The sequence below is a fragment of the Nonomuraea sp. NPDC049486 genome, assembly GCF_040676925.1.
In the GTDB taxonomy this organism is placed as follows: domain Bacteria; phylum Actinomycetota; class Actinomycetes; order Streptosporangiales; family Streptosporangiaceae; genus Nonomuraea; species Nonomuraea ferruginea.
In genome coordinates this window covers 64,796-78,315 of the sequence record NZ_JBFAPV010000017.1, presented here as the reverse complement: position 1 = coordinate 78,315, position 13,520 = coordinate 64,796, and the positions used below count along the sequence as shown (strand labels likewise).

General features: G+C 71.5%; 15 protein-coding genes. 12 read left to right on the top strand and 3 right to left on the bottom strand.

What is annotated here, in order from left to right:
• Positions 1 to 13 precede the first annotated feature (13 nt).
• Genes AB0K05_RS36930 through AB0K05_RS36915 form a run of 4 tightly spaced genes read left to right on the top strand, consistent with a single transcriptional unit; the run spans position 14 to position 3,800 of the window.
• Positions 14 to 970 carry a branched-chain amino acid ABC transporter permease gene (locus AB0K05_RS36930; RefSeq protein ID WP_364235576.1) on the top strand — a complete coding sequence of 319 codons (957 nt, stop codon included), beginning with the start codon at positions 14 to 16 and terminating at the stop codon, positions 968 to 970.
• Positions 970 to 1,740: an ATP-binding cassette domain-containing protein gene (locus AB0K05_RS36925; RefSeq protein WP_364235574.1), complete on the top strand. Its 771-nt coding sequence runs from the start codon at positions 970 to 972 to the stop codon at positions 1,738 to 1,740. The genes AB0K05_RS36930 and AB0K05_RS36925 overlap by 1 nt, the downstream gene beginning before the upstream one ends.
• Positions 1,737 to 2,453, top strand: coding sequence for an ATP-binding cassette domain-containing protein (locus AB0K05_RS36920; RefSeq protein ID WP_364235572.1), 717 nt, complete (start codon positions 1,737 to 1,739; stop codon positions 2,451 to 2,453). Before AB0K05_RS36925 ends, AB0K05_RS36920 begins: the two co-directional genes overlap by 4 nt.
• Positions 2,454 to 2,486: 33 nt before the next feature.
• Positions 2,487 to 3,800: a M24 family metallopeptidase gene (locus AB0K05_RS36915; RefSeq protein WP_364235570.1), complete on the top strand. Its 1,314-nt coding sequence runs from the start codon at positions 2,487 to 2,489 to the stop codon at positions 3,798 to 3,800.
• A 49-nt stretch (positions 3,801 to 3,849) separates the two neighbouring features.
• Here AB0K05_RS36915 and AB0K05_RS36910 read toward each other — a convergent pair whose 3' ends face one another.
• A complete protein-coding gene (locus AB0K05_RS36910; protein WP_364235567.1) occupies positions 3,850 to 4,020 on the bottom strand; it encodes a hypothetical protein in 171 nt (56 codons plus the stop codon).
• Between the two features lie 143 nt (positions 4,021 to 4,163).
• On the opposite strand from AB0K05_RS36910, the gene AB0K05_RS36905 reads away from it, so the two are divergent.
• On the top strand, positions 4,164 to 4,607 hold the full coding sequence (locus tag AB0K05_RS36905; RefSeq protein ID WP_187281095.1) for a CBS domain-containing protein: 444 nt from the start codon (positions 4,164 to 4,166) through the stop codon (positions 4,605 to 4,607).
• Positions 4,608 to 4,613: 6 nt separating this feature from the next.
• Here AB0K05_RS36905 and nhaA read toward each other — a convergent pair whose 3' ends face one another.
• Positions 4,614 to 5,930: a Na+/H+ antiporter NhaA gene (gene nhaA / locus AB0K05_RS36900; protein ID WP_364235564.1), complete on the bottom strand. Its 1,317-nt coding sequence runs from the start codon at positions 5,928 to 5,930 to the stop codon at positions 4,614 to 4,616.
• A 222-nt stretch (positions 5,931 to 6,152) separates the two neighbouring features.
• On the opposite strand from nhaA, the gene AB0K05_RS36895 reads away from it, so the two are divergent.
• The 3 genes from AB0K05_RS36895 (at position 6,153) to AB0K05_RS36885 (ending at position 8,351) form a co-directional block, all read left to right on the top strand.
• Positions 6,153 to 7,076: an NADP-dependent oxidoreductase gene (locus AB0K05_RS36895; protein WP_364235560.1), complete on the top strand. Its 924-nt coding sequence runs from the start codon at positions 6,153 to 6,155 to the stop codon at positions 7,074 to 7,076.
• A gap of 123 nt (positions 7,077 to 7,199) precedes the next feature.
• Positions 7,200 to 7,649 carry a cupin domain-containing protein gene (locus tag AB0K05_RS36890; RefSeq protein WP_364235557.1) on the top strand — a complete coding sequence of 150 codons (450 nt, stop codon included), beginning with the start codon at positions 7,200 to 7,202 and terminating at the stop codon, positions 7,647 to 7,649.
• A gap of 111 nt (positions 7,650 to 7,760) precedes the next feature.
• Positions 7,761 to 8,351: an HD domain-containing protein gene (locus tag AB0K05_RS36885; protein ID WP_364235555.1), complete on the top strand. Its 591-nt coding sequence runs from the start codon at positions 7,761 to 7,763 to the stop codon at positions 8,349 to 8,351.
• 8 nt (positions 8,352 to 8,359) lie between these two features.
• Here AB0K05_RS36885 and AB0K05_RS36880 read toward each other — a convergent pair whose 3' ends face one another.
• Complete coding sequence (locus tag AB0K05_RS36880; protein WP_364235552.1) at positions 8,360 to 10,189, bottom strand: glycoside hydrolase family 15 protein; 1,830 nt, start codon at positions 10,187 to 10,189, stop codon at positions 8,360 to 8,362.
• Positions 10,190 to 10,407: 218 nt separating this feature from the next.
• Between AB0K05_RS36880 and AB0K05_RS36875 the strand changes: the two genes are divergently transcribed.
• Genes AB0K05_RS36875 through AB0K05_RS36860 form a run of 4 tightly spaced genes read left to right on the top strand, consistent with a single transcriptional unit; the run spans position 10,408 to position 13,487 of the window.
• Positions 10,408 to 10,821, top strand: a complete 414-nt coding sequence (locus AB0K05_RS36875) for a helix-turn-helix transcriptional regulator (RefSeq protein WP_148030920.1) — start codon at positions 10,408 to 10,410, stop codon at positions 10,819 to 10,821.
• A gap of 9 nt (positions 10,822 to 10,830) precedes the next feature.
• Positions 10,831 to 11,619, top strand: coding sequence for a molybdate ABC transporter substrate-binding protein (gene modA / locus AB0K05_RS36870; protein WP_271275121.1), 789 nt, complete (start codon positions 10,831 to 10,833; stop codon positions 11,617 to 11,619).
• Positions 11,620 to 11,625: 6 nt separating this feature from the next.
• Positions 11,626 to 12,459, top strand: a complete 834-nt coding sequence (locus AB0K05_RS36865) for an ABC transporter permease (RefSeq protein WP_148030922.1) — start codon at positions 11,626 to 11,628, stop codon at positions 12,457 to 12,459.
• The gene (locus AB0K05_RS36860) at positions 12,456 to 13,487 is read left to right on the top strand and encodes an ABC transporter ATP-binding protein (protein ID WP_271275136.1); all 1,032 of its coding nucleotides are present in this window, start codon (positions 12,456 to 12,458) and stop codon (positions 13,485 to 13,487) included. The genes AB0K05_RS36865 and AB0K05_RS36860 overlap by 4 nt, the downstream gene beginning before the upstream one ends.
• The last annotated feature ends 33 nt before the right edge of the window (positions 13,488 to 13,520 follow it).

Below are 13,520 nucleotides of genomic sequence, written 5' to 3'. Positions count from 1 at the left end.
AGGGAAACCGGCTATGGAATACGTCATCAGCCTGGCGATGTTCGCCGCCGTCTACATCATCGTGGTCACCGGGTACGGCCTCAGCGCCGGTCTCGGCAAACAGTTCCTCATCTCGCAGGCGGCCATGTGGGGTGTCGGCGCGTACGTCTACGGCATCCTCTCGCTCGAGACGGACTGGCCCACCGCGGTCTGCGCCCTGCTCGGCGTGGCGGGAGGCGTCGTCGCGAGCGCGGTCATCGCGCTGACGGCACTGCGGGTCAGCGGCATCTACCTGGCGATCGTCTCGTTCGCCTTCCAGATCGTGTTCGTCACGGTGCTGCAGAACCTGGAGATCACGGGAGGGCAGAGCGGGCTCGCCGGCATCCGCGGGATGTCCTCCATCGGGCCGCTGACCGAGACCGAGTCGGCGCTGCTCGTCGCCGTCGCCGCCTGCGCGGTCGTCGTGCTGGCCTATCGGGTGCTGCACGGCAGCGCCTTCGGCCTCACCGTGCGGGCGCTGGGGGAGGACCCGCAGGTCCTGGAAGGACTGGGGGTGCGGCCCGCCGTACTCAAGATCAAGATCATCTGCCTGAGCGGGGGCACGGCCGCCCTGGGGGGCGTGCTGTACGCACAGTACCTGTCGTACATCGACGCGAACGCCTTCAGCATCCACGTGTCGATCACCCTGTTGTCCATGCTCATCGTCGGGGGATCGCGGGCGGTGCTCGGGCCCGCGGTCGGCGCGCTGTTCTACCAGCTCATCCCGCAGCTCCTGCAGTATCTGGAGATCCAGGCCGCCGAGGCCGCGGATCTGCTGCAGATCCTGTTCGGGCTGCTTCTTCTGCTCTTTCTCCTGTTCCGGCCCGAGGGCATCGTCGCGCCTCCCGCGCCGGCCCTGCGGGCGGCGCGCACGAGCCGCCCGCCCCCGTCACCGCCCCCCGGCCCCGGCATCGACCGTGACCGCGTGGCGGCGGCCGAAGGGAGGTCCTGATGGCGACCATCGCCAGCTTGTCCGGGGTGACGGTCGCCTTCGGCGGCATCGTGGCCATGAACGACGTCTCGTTCGACGTCCCGTCGACCGGGATCATGGCGCTCATCGGCCCGAACGGCGCGGGCAAGACCACGGCGTTCAACGTGCTCTCGGGTCACATACGGCCGAGGTCGGGCACCGTCGAGGTGTTCGGGACCGCAGCCTCGGCTCTCGGCCCTGCGGGACTGGCCGGCCGGGGTCTGGCCCGCTCCTGGCAGGACGGCCGTGCCTTCCTGGACATGACGGTCCTGGAGAACCTCGTCGTGGCGGTGCGGTGCCCACGCGCGGAGAGCCCGTTCTGGCGGCTGGCCCGCCCGCGACGGGCGGCCCGCTTGGAGGCCGGCCTCGTACGGCACGCCGACGAGGTTCTCGAGACGCTCGGCCTGTCGGCGTTCCGGGACCACAGAGCGGGCGACATCGGCTACGCGGAGCAGCGCCTGGTCGGCATCGGCCGGCTGCTGATCCGGCGGCCGAGGCTCCTCCTCCTCGACGAGCCCGCGGCGGGGCTGGACGGCGAGAGCATCGACCGCGTCGTGGGGATCGTCCGCGACATCGCCGCCGGGGGCCTCCCGGTGGTCATCGTCGAGCACAGCCTGTCCGTGGTGCGCTCCCTCGCCGACTCCTGCGTCTTCATGAGCAACGGAGAGGTCGTCGCCCGGGGCGCCCCCGAGGACCTGTTCCGCAGGGACGAACTGATCGACATGTACTTCGGGAAGGGGTGGCGGGCGTGAGCGGCACGGCGACGGCTCTGCGCGTGACGGGTCTGGCCGCCGGATACGGGCGCGGCGACGTCGTCAAGGACATCACCTTCGCCGTGCCCAGGGGCGGCAGCCTGCTGCTCGTCGGCCACAACGGCGCGGGCAAGACCACGATATTCAGGGCGATCATGGGGCTCTGCGCGGTCAGCGCCGGCAGCGTGGAAGTCACCGGCGCCTCGCTGGACCGGCGTTCTCCTGCCGAGCGCGCGCGTGACGGTCTGTCCTATGTCATGCAGGAGCACGGCACCTTCCGCGGCATGACCGTCCAGGAGAACCTGGAAGTGATCATAAGCCTGTCCGGAAAACTGAGCAGGGCACAGCGGTCCGAGGCGTTCACCCGCGTCTACGACTGGTTCCCGCGCATCCACGAGCGCCGGGACAGCCCGGCACGCGCCCTGTCGGGCGGGGAGAACCGGATGCTCGCGATCTCCCTCGGGCTCATCCGGAAACCCGCCGTCATGCTGCTGGACGAACCGACCCTGGGCCTCGCCCCGGCCACCGCCGAATCCATGGTCGAAGTCGTCCGGCGGATCCAGGAGGAGACCGGCGTCGCCCTCGTCATCACCGAGTCGAGCCTGACAGCCGTGCGAGCCCTCGCCACCGAGACCAAGGTCGTCCGACGAGGTGGGCTCAGCCACACCATCGACGACCGCACCGACATCACGAGCCTCGACGAGATCCTCTGACCTCGTCCTCCAACCCACACCCGGAGGCTGACCATGACCGATGCGATCCCGGCCATCCGACTGGACCACGCGCGCACCGAACGGGAGTCCCTGCTCCCCGAACGGCTGTGCAACCTCGAACGGCTGCTGGCGACCATGGAGGCCCGCGACATCGACGGCCTCGTCTCCTACTACGTGCCCAACGTCCTCTACCTGAGCAGCTTCTACGCCGCCGGAGGCCACGCCCACCTGGAGGCCAACGGCCTGGCCGCCTTCGTCTTCTCCCGGCACCACCCCGACCACCCCATCCTGGTCGTCCAGGACACCGAGCTGGCGTTCTTCCGCCACCAGCCGAGCTGGGTGTCCGACATCCGGCCGTTCAGCAGCCTGGTCCGCCAGCTCGACCTGCCGGACGACCCCGACTTCATCGACAACTTCCTCCCGCAGGATGCGCTGCACACCGACTGGGCGCGCAGGATGCGGGAGAACCTCACCCCCAGCCTCGTGCTCGGCGTCCGCAAGGCCGTCGGCGACCTCGGCCTGTCCCACGCCCGCGTCGCCTTCGACAACCCGAGACTCGCCCGGCAGCTGCGTCTCGACGACGTCGAGGAAGTAGACGGGTACGGTCTGATGAAGCACGTGCGGCTGGTGAAGACCCCGCAGGAGCTGGAGATCCTCAAGACCGCGGCCGACATCAACCAGCGCGCGCTGCAGGCCACCGTGGACAACTGGACCCGGGGCATGACCTGGCGCGACCTCGCCAGGGAGTACGCGCGCAACGTCACCGCACGCAGCGGACTGTGCCGTGACCCCTACCCCTTCGTCGTGTCGAACCCGCCGCACGGTGACCCGGCCTTCCTGGTCCACGCGGGCCTCGACCCCGACTACGAGATCGAACCCGGCATGCGGATCATGTTCGACTGCCACGGCACCTTCAAGGAGTACGGCTGGGACGGCGGGAAGACCTGGATCGTGGACGGCGGCGACGATCCGGCTTCCGTACGGACCGCGAACGCGTTCTCCGAGGCCCTGCAGGAGATGGAGGCCCGCATGGTCCCCGGCACCAAGATCAGCGAGCTGCAGGGGACCGCACGCGCCGTGCTGCGGCGCCACGGTCTCGCCGACCCGGAGCGGGCACTGTTCTTCTTCCACGGCGTCGGCCTGGAGCACGGCGAGATCGAGCTGCCGGCCGAGGGAGAGAACCAGAGGCTCGCCGACTGGTCGGTGACCGAGGGGATGGTCATCTCCACCCACCTCTACTACGGCGGCTCCGTACGCGAACGGTACTGGCTGGAGGACGTGGCGATCGTGCACGACGACGGCGCCCGATCGATCTACGACTGGGGTTTCCAGCCACTCACCCGATGAACCCGGGCGGCTTCGGCTCGTGCTTCCGCCGCCGACCCGCGGACGCCGGTCAGGCCGGCCTGGCGGTGAGGTAGCGCAGCATCTCGGCGGCGTCCGGCGGGTCCGGCTGCGGGTCGCGGTACGTCACCGCGCCGGCCATCAGGTCGATCAGCACGTCCAGGTCGGCGTCGGCGGCCACCACGGCGTCCTGCTGGGCGCGCCGGAACCTCCCTTCGTTCACGGGACGTGCTCGTGAACGAAGTCGTGCGCCCGTCGATCCGTTACGTCCAGGGGTACAGCTCGGCGAATTTGTGGATAGGGTCGTGTCAGGTGAGCCGGGAAGTCTGGTCGGCGCGTCATGCTGTCGAGGCTTGAGGATGCACTGTGCGCGCTCGTGACCTGATCATCGACCTTCCCGTGCTCGACCTGAACGCATCCGTCGGTGACGCGGTGCGGCTGCTCGCCGAGCGGGATCTGCCCGGACTCATCGTGGTCGGCGACGACGGATCGCCGTACACGGTCCTGCCGGGCACCGAGGTTCTGCGGCTGGCCGTCCCTCACCACTTCCAGGTTGATCCGAACCTGGTCCGGGTGGTGGACGAGGCGGGCTCTGACGATTTCCCGCATCGGATGAGCGGCCGGGCCCTGCGCGACTGCCTTTCCGCCCGCCCCGGGAATCTGCCGATCTGCGGCCCCGACGCCACCACGCTGCAACTGGCGGTCCTGATGACGCGCACGCGCAGCCCGCTGGTCGCGGTCGTGGAAGGGGGCCGTCTCCTGGGCGCGCTCACGCTCAACACCCTGCTGGAGGGGACCCTCGCCGCGTGACGGCGGTCAGTTCTGCCGGGCCTGGTCGGGTTCGTACACGTCCGGGACGCCGTCCTGGTCGAGGTCGGCGGTCTCGATCTCGTGGATGCGCCGGTAGGCGCGGTTGCGCAGGCGCAGGACCACCGTCGCCAGGAGCGCGGCGGTGACCGATGCCGCCAGCACCGCCACCTTGACGTGCGCGTCGTCACCCACGCCGAAGGCCAGTTCGCCGATCAGCAGGGAGACGGTGAACCCGATCCCGGCCAGCAGCGACAGTCCCAGCATGTCGACCCAGGACAGGTTCTCGTCCAGGTCGGCGTGGGTGAAGCGGGCCATGAGCCAGGTCGCCGTCATGATGCCGATCGGCTTGCCTACGATCAGGCCCACCACGACGCCCAGCACCACCGGGTCGCGGAAGGCGCTCATCAGGCCGTCCGCTCCGCCGAGGGTCACTCCCGCGGACAGGAACGCGAACACGGGCACGGCCACCCCGGCCGAGAGGGGACGGAAGCGGTGCTCGAAGTGCTCGGCCAGGCCGGGGCCCGCGTCCGGGCCGCCGGACTTGGGGCTGCGCAGGACGGGTACGGCGAAGCCGAGCAGGACGCCGGCGACGGTGGCGTGCACGCCCGAGGCGTGCACCAGCGCCCACGTGATGGCGGCCAGCGGAAGCAGCAGCCACCATGAGCGCACGCGGCGCTGCACCAGCACGGTGAACAGCGCCAGCGGCGCCAGCGCCGCCAGCAGCGGGACCGGCGAGAGGTGGTCGGTGTAGAACAGCGCGATGATGACGATGGCCACCAGGTCGTCGACCACGGCCAGGGTGAGCAGGAAGGTGCGCAGCGCCGTGGGCAGGAACCGGCCGATGACCGCCAGCACCGCCAGGGCGAAAGCGATGTCGGTGGCCGTCGGGATCGCCCAGCCGCGGGCCGCGCCTTCCACGCCCCCGGCGAAGAGCAGATACAGCAGAGCGGGGACGATCACCCCGCCCAGCGCGGCCGCGATCGGGACCGCGGCCCGCCGCGCGTCGCGCAGGTCACCGGCGACGAACTCTCGTTTGAGCTCCAGCCCGGCCACGAAGAAGAAGATCGCCAGCAGGCCGTCGGCGGCCCAGGTGGCCAGGCTCAGGTTCAGATGGAGCGCTTCGGGCCCGAACGTGACGCCGCGCAGCGTCTCGTAGGCGTCCGCCCAGGGGGAGTTGGCCCAGACCATCGCCACCACCGCGCCGACCAGGAGCAACGCCCCGCCGACGGTCTCCTTGCGGAGGATGGCGCCGATCCTCAGTGTCTCGCCCCAGGACCCCCGGCCGAGCAGGGCAGGCTTGCGGGGCGGGACAGGGTTGGTCATGAGGCGCTCCGGGATTCGGGTACGGGTCGGTCATTTGCCGACCAGACTTCCCGGCGCACCTCATCCCACTGTACCGACCGGCCGGGAGTGCCTGTCGAGCGGAGGGTGCCCGGAGCCATCGCGTGCGGATCCGCGCGGCACGTCGTGGCGGGGCCGGGTCCGGGAGGGGAACGCCTGTACGTTCGTCCTGTTCGATGTCTCCGCCACGAGCGAGGAGCCGTCATGCGGGCCATCACCGTTCGAGACCGCGCCGCCGGTCTGGCCGGGCTTTCCCTGACGGAAGAGCCGTACCCGCACGCCGCCGAGAACGACGTCGTCGTCCGGGTGCATGCCGCGGGGTTCACCCGCGGCGAGCTCGACTGGCCGGCGACGTGGTCCGATCGCGCCGGCCGCGACCGGACGCCCAGCGTGCCCGGGCACGAGGTGTCGGGTGTCGTCGCCGAGCTGGGATACGGGACGACCGGCCTGACCGTCGGCCAGCGGGTGTTCGGGCTGACCGACTGGGCCCGCAACGGCTCGCTGGCCGAGTACGTCGCGGTGGAGGCCCGCAACCTCGCGCCGCTGCCGGCCGGTGTCGACCACACCGTGGCCGCCGCGCTGCCGATCTCAGGACTGACCGCGTGGCAGGGCCTGTTCGACCACGGCCGTCTGGCCGCCGGCCAGACCGTCCTGATCCACGGCGTCGCGGGCGGTGTCGGCTCTGTCGCGGCGCAACTCGCGCGCGAGGCGGGAGCCCGGGTGATCGGCACCGGCAGGGCCGGCGACAGGGACACCGCGTTCGGGCTCGGCGTGGACGCCTTCCTGGACCTGCGGGCCGATCCTCTCGAAGACGCCGGTCAGGTCGACGTGGTGTTCGACGTGATCGGCGGTGACGTTCTGGACCGCTCGGCCGCGCTGGTGCGCGCCGGCGGCACGCTCGTCACCATCGTCTCGCCGCCCGCCGTCCGGCCCCCCGACGGGCGGGCGATCTTCTTCGTCGTCGAGGCCGATCGTGCCCGGCTGGCGGACCTGGCGCGGCGGGTCCGGGACGGACGGCTCCGCCCGATCGTCGGGGCCGTGCGGACGCTCGCCGAGGCGCCCTCCGCGTTCGCGCCGACCCAGCGCGTCTCCGGCAAGACGATCATCCGGGTCACGGAAGGCGGATGACCGGGCCGTCACCATGGCTTGGACTCGCCCCGTGGTTAGGCGGCGAAACGCCGGGACACGTACCTATCACTCCTCCTGCCCGATCCCCGCTTCGTACGTGCGAAGCAGGACAGGAGAGCCATCATGATCCGCGTACTGTCCGCCGGTGGGCTTCTGGCCGCGTCCGTCGCGTGCGCGCCCGCGGTGGAGCGCGCGACCGCCCAGCCGCCGGTGGCCGCCACGGTTTCGCGGCCGCCGTCCGAGACGCTGTCGCCCCTCCTGGAGCAGCCGCTGCCGAACGTCGAGGGCAAGACGTTCACCTCGGCGATCGTGGACTTCCCGCCCGCCGCACGCGCGGCGCCGCATCGGCACGGCCAGGCTTTCGTCTACGCGTACGTACTCGAGGGCACGGTGCGCAGCCGGCTCGGCGGCGAGCCGGTGCGTACGTACCGCCGGGGCGAGAACTGGGTCGAGTCGCCGGGCGCCCACCATGTGCTCACGGAGAACACCAGCCGGACGCGGCCGGCGAAGCTGCTGGTCGTCTTCGTCTCCGACACGGGAGACAAGCTCAAGGTCGACGACCCGCCAAGATAGGCCATCGGCCGGGCGGGCTCGGTCAGCACGGTCCCCGCATCGCGTACCGACCGCCGCATGCGGCCGAGGCCGGACCTCGGCGACCTGGCGACCGGATGACAAGCTGGGCCCATGTTCCCGGAGACTCCCGCCGCCGCGGCGGCGCTGTCGGTGGCCAGGCGCTTCTACTCGCCCGCGCTGTTCAACCACTGCGTCCGCTCCTACCTCTGGGGGACGATGTACGGCACGGCGCACGGGATCGCCTTCGACGACGAGCTCTACTACGTCTCAGCCCTGCTCCACGACATCGGGCTGACGGAGCCTTTCGACAGCCACAGGGCGCCGTTCGAGGAGGCCGGAGGACATCTGGCCTGGGTCTTCGGCGTGGCGGCCGGCTGGCCGGCGGAGCGGGCCGCCAGGGTCGGCGAGATCATCGTGCTGCACATGCGCGACGACGTGTCCCCGGCGACCGACCCGGAGTCCCACCTGCTGCAGGTCGCCACGAGCTGGGAGGTGGTGGGACGGCGGCCGGAGGAGTTCTCGCCGGAGGCCAGGGCGGAGATGCTCGCCCGCCATCCCCGACTGGGATTCGGCGCGGAGTTCCTGGCGTGCTTCGAGGACCAGGCGAGGCGCAAGCCGGACAGCGCCACCGCCGCGTCGGTCGGGAACGACGTCGCGGGGCGGATCGCCGCCAACCCCCTCGAAGACCGCCGGCTCGCCTGACCTCACCGTCAGCCGAGGGCGTGGTCGAGGTTGAAGGCCGCGCTGATGAGCGCGAGGTGGGTGATGGCCTGCGGGAAGTTCCCGAGCTGTTCGCCGGTGTGGCCGATCTCCTCGGCGTACAGGCCCAGATGGTTGGCGTACGTGAGCATCTTCTCGAAGGCCAGGCGGGCCTCGTCGACGCGGCCGGCGCGGGCCAGGGCCTCGACGTACCAGAAGGAGCAGATGGAGAACGTGCCCTCCGAGCCCCGCAACCCGTCGGAGCTGACCGCGGGGTCGTAGCGGTAGACCAGCGAGTCGGAGACCAGCCCGTCGCCGAGCACGTCGAGGGTGGACAGCCACTTGGGGTCGGTCGGGGAGACGAACTTGGCCAGCGGCATCATCAGCAGGGAGGCGTCCAGCACGTCCTCGTCGAAGTGCTGGACGAACGCCCGCAGCTTGGCCGACCAGCCGCGCCGCATGATCTCCTGGTAGATCGCGTCGCGTGCCTCGCGCCAGCGCGGGATGTCGGCGGGCAGCCCGCGCTGGATCGCCACCCGCATGGCGCGCTCGATGGCCACCCAGCACATCAGCCGTGAGTAGACGAAGTTCTTACGGCCGCCGCGGGTCTCCCAGATGCCCTCGTCGGGCTGGTCCCAGTGCAGGCAGACCCAGTCGACCAGGGTGCAGAGCTCGTCCCAGCGGTCGCTGGCGATCGGGTCGCCCCACTTGTTGTAGAGGTAGATGGAGTCGATGAGCGCCCCGTAGATGTCGAGCTGGAGCTGGTCGGCGGCGGCGTTGCCGATCCGCACCGGGGCGGAGCCCCGATAGCCCTCCAGATGGCCGAGTTCGTGCTCGGGCAGGTCGCTGCGCCCGTCGATGCCGTACATGATCTGCAGCGGGCCGGTGCCGCTGTCGCTGCTGAGCGGCACGTGCGTGGACAGGAAGCCCATGAAGGCCTCCGCCTCCTTGGTGAAGCCCAGCCTGAGCAGCGCGTACACGCAGAACGCGGCGTCGCGGATCCACACGTAGCGGTAGTCCCAGTTGCGCTCGCCGCCGAGCTGCTCGGGCAGGCTGGTCGTCGGCGCGGCGACGATCCCGCCGGTCGGGGCGTAGGTGAGCAGCTTGAGCGTGAGCGCCGAGCGGTGGACCACCTCGCGCCACCGGCCGCGGTAGCGCGAGGACGACAGCCAGCGCCGCCAGTAGCGGACCGTGGCGGTGAACTCGTCCTCGGCCTCCGCGATCGGGCAGCCGCGCGCCGCCAGGTCGCCGCCGACCCGGTCGAGCGCGAACACCGCCTGCTCTCCCTCGCTGAGCTCGAACTTCGCCCACGCGTCCTGCCCGTCGGTCTCCATCGGCACGCTGGCGGTCAGGGACAGCGACAGCGACGCCGACTCGAACAGCACGCGATCCTCCTGCGGGATCACGGTGTGCGGCTGCCTCGCGTAGTCGAAGCGGGGCGCGACCCGGGCGCGGAACGGGAGCGAGCCGCGGACGCAGGACACCCGGCGGATCATCCGGTGCCGGTCGGCCTCGCGCGAGTCGTCCGCGATGGGCATGAAGTCCTGGATCTCGCCCACCCCGTCGTCGGCGAAGAAGCGGGTGATGAGGACGTTGGTGTCGGGGAAGTAGAACTGTTTGGTCCTGGCCGGGGTGTCGGCGGCCAGCTCGAACGAGCCGCCCCGGTCGGCGTCGAGGATCGCGGCGAACACGCTGGGCGCGTCGAAGCGCGGGCAGCAGTACCAGTCGATGGTGCCGTTGGTGCCCACGAGCGCGACCGTCCGCAGGTCGCCGATGAGACCGTGGTCTCCGATCGGCAGGTAGCGGGAGTCGCCTGAGTGACCGGGTTCTCCAGCAGTCATGGCCGCCCTTTCTCCCTGTCTGTCCCTCAAGGTAGACATGTTGGGTTCGTGACGGCCTCTGAGGTTCGCCAAGGGGCGGCAGATCTTCCTCGGGTGTTCTCGCCGGCCCGGTCACGCCGGGGATCTCGTGGATGCCATGGCAGATCCGTAGAGAGCGCCGCTGTTGCGGTGGAAGACCGGTATTCAGGTTGGCATGTGCGAAGGGTATGGTGAGGGCTGTGACGACGTTCCGGATCAGTGAGGCCGCGGCGCTGCTCGGGGTCAGCTCCGACACGGTCCGCCGGTGGGTGGACGCGGGCCGGCTGCGGGCGGAGCGCGACGAGCACGGCCACCGGAGGGTGAACGGCGCCGATCTGGCCGCCTTCGCCCGCGCCCAGGTCGAGTCGGTCGGCGACGGCGGCCGCACGTCGGCGCGCAACCGTTTCCGCGGGATCGTCACCGAGGTGATCCGCGACGCGGTGATGGCGCAGGTGGAGATCGCCGCGGGGCCGTTCCGGGTGGTGTCGCTGATGAGCCGCCAGGCCGCCGACGAGCTGGGCCTGGAGCCGGGGGTGGTGGCGGTCGCCGTGATCAAGTCCACCAACGTCGTCGTGGAGATCCCCGGTCACGAGCGCGTGGCCAGTCATCTGTGAGGAGCCCCCTTGGTCTTTCGTCTTTCCCGGTGGGCGGTCGCCCTGCCCGTCGCGCTCGCGCTGGGGTTGTCGGGGTGCGGCTCCGGCGCCACGTCCTCCGCTTCGGAGGCGGCGTCCGGCGGCGACGCGAAAGAGGTGACGGTGTTCGCGGCGGCGTCGCTGACCGGGACCTTCACCGAGCTGGGCAAGGCCTTCGAAGCCGCGCATCCGGGCACGACGGTCCGGTTCAACTTCGGCTCCAGCGCCACGCTGGCCCAGCAGCTCGTCCAGGGCGCCCCGGCCGACGTGTTCGCGGCGGCGAGCCCGGCCACGATGAAGACCGTCACCGACGCCGCGCTGGCCGGTGCGCCGGTCACGTTCGTGCGCAACAAGCTGCGGATCGCCGTCCCCGCCGACAACCCCGCGCAGGTGGACGAGCTCAAGGACCTGGCCGACCCCGAGGTGAAGGTGGCCCTCTGCGCGGAGCAGGTGCCGTGCGGGACGGCGGCCGCCAAGGCGCTGGACGCGGCCGGGCTGAAGGTCACCCCCGTCACCCTGGAGCAGGACGTCAAGGCCACGCTGACCAAGGTGCGGCTGGGTGAGGTGGACGCGGCGCTGGTCTACGCGACCGACGTGATCGCCTCGGACGGCAAGGTGACCGGCATCGAGTTCCCGGAAGCGGACCAGGCGATCAACGACTATCCGATCGCCACCCTGGCCAAGGCGCCGGCCGGTGAGGCGGCCCGGCAGTTCGTCGACCTGGTGCTGTCGCGGCAGGGCAGGGACGTGCTGACCGAGGCCGGCTTCGAGGCGCCCTGATCAAGGATGAGTTCTTCCGCGCCGGAGCGCCTCGACCTGCCGGGCCCGCGCCGTGAGGTCTCCGGGCGGCTGCCGTGGATGCTGGTGCTGCCCGCCGTGGTGGGGCTGGTCTTCCTGGTGCTGCCGCTGGCCGGGCTGCTGATCCGTGCCCCGTGGCCGACGCTGCTGGAGCGGCTGGCCGAGCCGCAGGTGCTGGAGGCGCTGCGGCTGTCGCTGGTGTCGGCCACCGTCGCCACCGTCGTGTGCCTGCTGCTCGGGGTGCCGCTGGCCTGGCTGCTGGCCCGGGTGGAGTTCCCGGGCCGGAGGCTGGTGCGGGCGCTGGTCACCGTGCCGCTGGTGCTGCCGCCGGTGGTGGGCGGTGTCGCGTTGCTGCTGGTGCTGGGGCGGCGCGGGCTGGTCGGGCAGTGGCTGGAGGCGAGCTTCGGGATCACGCTGCCGTTCACCACCGCGGGGGTGATCGTGGCCGAGGCGTTCGTCGCGATGCCGTTCCTGGTGATCAGTGTCGAGGGCGCCTTGCGCGGCGCCGACCGGCGCTTCGAGGAGGCCGCCGCCACGCTCGGCGCCTCCCGCTGGACGGTGTTCCGGCGGGTGACGCTGCCGATGGTCATGCCGGGGGTGGTGGCCGGGGCGGTGCTGTGCTGGGCGCGGGCGCTGGGCGAGTTCGGCGCGACGATCACGTTCGCCGGTAACTTCCCCGGCACCACCCGCACCATGCCGCTGGCCGTCTACCTGGCCCTGGAGACCGAGCCGGAGGCCGCGATCGTGCTCAGTCTCGTGCTGCTGGCCGTCTCCGTGGTCATCCTGGCCAGCCTGCGCGACCGGTGGGTGAGCGCGCCATGACCCTGCGCGCCCGCCTGGTCGTCAACCGGCCCGCGTTCACCCTCGACCTCGACCTCCATGTCGCCGCCGGGGAGGTGGTCGCGCTGCTCGGCCCCAACGGCGCGGGCAAGACCACCGCGCTGCGTGCCCTGGCCGGACTCACCCGCATGTCCGGCGGGCAGATCAGCCTGCGCGGCCGGCCGCTGCACACCCTGCCCGCCGAGAGCCGCCCGATCGGCATGGTCTTCCAGGACTACCTGCTCTTCCCCCATCTGTCGGCGCTGGACAACGTCGCCTTCGGGCCGCGCTGCCAGGGCGTCTCCAAGGCCGAGTCGCGCCGTGCCGCCGCCGCCCTGCTGGAGCGGGTCGGCCTGGCCGACCGCGCGAGCGCCAGACCGGCGCAGCTGTCCGGCGGGCAGGCCCAGCGGGTCGCGCTGGCGCGGGCGCTGGCCGTGCGGCCGGAGCTGCTGCTGCTGGACGAGCCGCTGGCCGCGCTCGACGCCCACACCCGGCTGGAGGTCCGTTCCCGGCTCCGCCGCCACCTGGCCGACTTCGACGGCGCGACGGTCCTGGTCACCCACGACCCGCTCGACGCGATGGTGCTGGCCGACCGGCTGATCGTGATCGAGCACGGCGCGATCGTCCAGCAGGGCGCGCCGGGCGAGGTCGCCCGGCGTCCGCGCACCGACTACGTGGCCCGGCTGGTCGGGCTCAACCTGTATCGCGGCGCCGCCGACGCGGGCCGGGTCAAGGTCGGCGAGCTGCTGCTGCACACCTGCGAGCAGCTCGACGGGCCCGCGTTCGTCGCCTTCCCGCCCGCCGCCGTGGCGCTCTACCGCTCCCGCCCGGACGGCAGCCCGCGCAACCTGTGGCGGGCCACGATCGACGGCATCGAACGGCACGGCGACAACGTCCGGGTGCACCTCGACGGGCCCGTCACCGCGTTCGCCGACATCACCCCCGCGGCCGTGGCCGACCTCGACCTGACCCCGGGCCAGCGGATCTGGGCCTCGGTCAAGGCCACCGAGACCCACGCCTACCCGGCATGAACGACCACGCGCGCCACGACTGCGACGGGGGTT

What these genes read in the sequence shown, in the direction of transcription:
- AB0K05_RS36930 (WP_364235576.1), top strand. Translation starts at nt 14, where the DNA reads ATGGAATACGTCATCAGCCTGGCGATGTTCGCCGCCGTCTACATCATC.
- AB0K05_RS36925 (WP_364235574.1), top strand. Translation starts at nt 970, where the DNA reads ATGGCGACCATCGCCAGCTTGTCCGGGGTGACGGTCGCCTTCGGCGGC.
- AB0K05_RS36915 (WP_364235570.1), top strand. Translation starts at nt 2,487, where the DNA reads ATGACCGATGCGATCCCGGCCATCCGACTGGACCACGCGCGCACCGAA.
- nhaA (WP_364235564.1), bottom strand. Translation starts at nt 5,930, where the DNA reads ATGACCAACCCTGTCCCGCCCCGCAAGCCTGCCCTGCTCGGCCGGGGG.
- AB0K05_RS36895 (WP_364235560.1), top strand. Translation starts at nt 6,153, where the DNA reads ATGCGGGCCATCACCGTTCGAGACCGCGCCGCCGGTCTGGCCGGGCTT.
- AB0K05_RS36890 (WP_364235557.1), top strand. Translation starts at nt 7,200, where the DNA reads ATGATCCGCGTACTGTCCGCCGGTGGGCTTCTGGCCGCGTCCGTCGCG.
- AB0K05_RS36885 (WP_364235555.1), top strand. Translation starts at nt 7,761, where the DNA reads ATGTTCCCGGAGACTCCCGCCGCCGCGGCGGCGCTGTCGGTGGCCAGG.
- AB0K05_RS36880 (WP_364235552.1), bottom strand. Translation starts at nt 10,189, where the DNA reads ATGACTGCTGGAGAACCCGGTCACTCAGGCGACTCCCGCTACCTGCCG.
- AB0K05_RS36865 (WP_148030922.1), top strand. Translation starts at nt 11,626, where the DNA reads ATGAGTTCTTCCGCGCCGGAGCGCCTCGACCTGCCGGGCCCGCGCCGT.
- AB0K05_RS36860 (WP_271275136.1), top strand. Translation starts at nt 12,456, where the DNA reads ATGACCCTGCGCGCCCGCCTGGTCGTCAACCGGCCCGCGTTCACCCTC.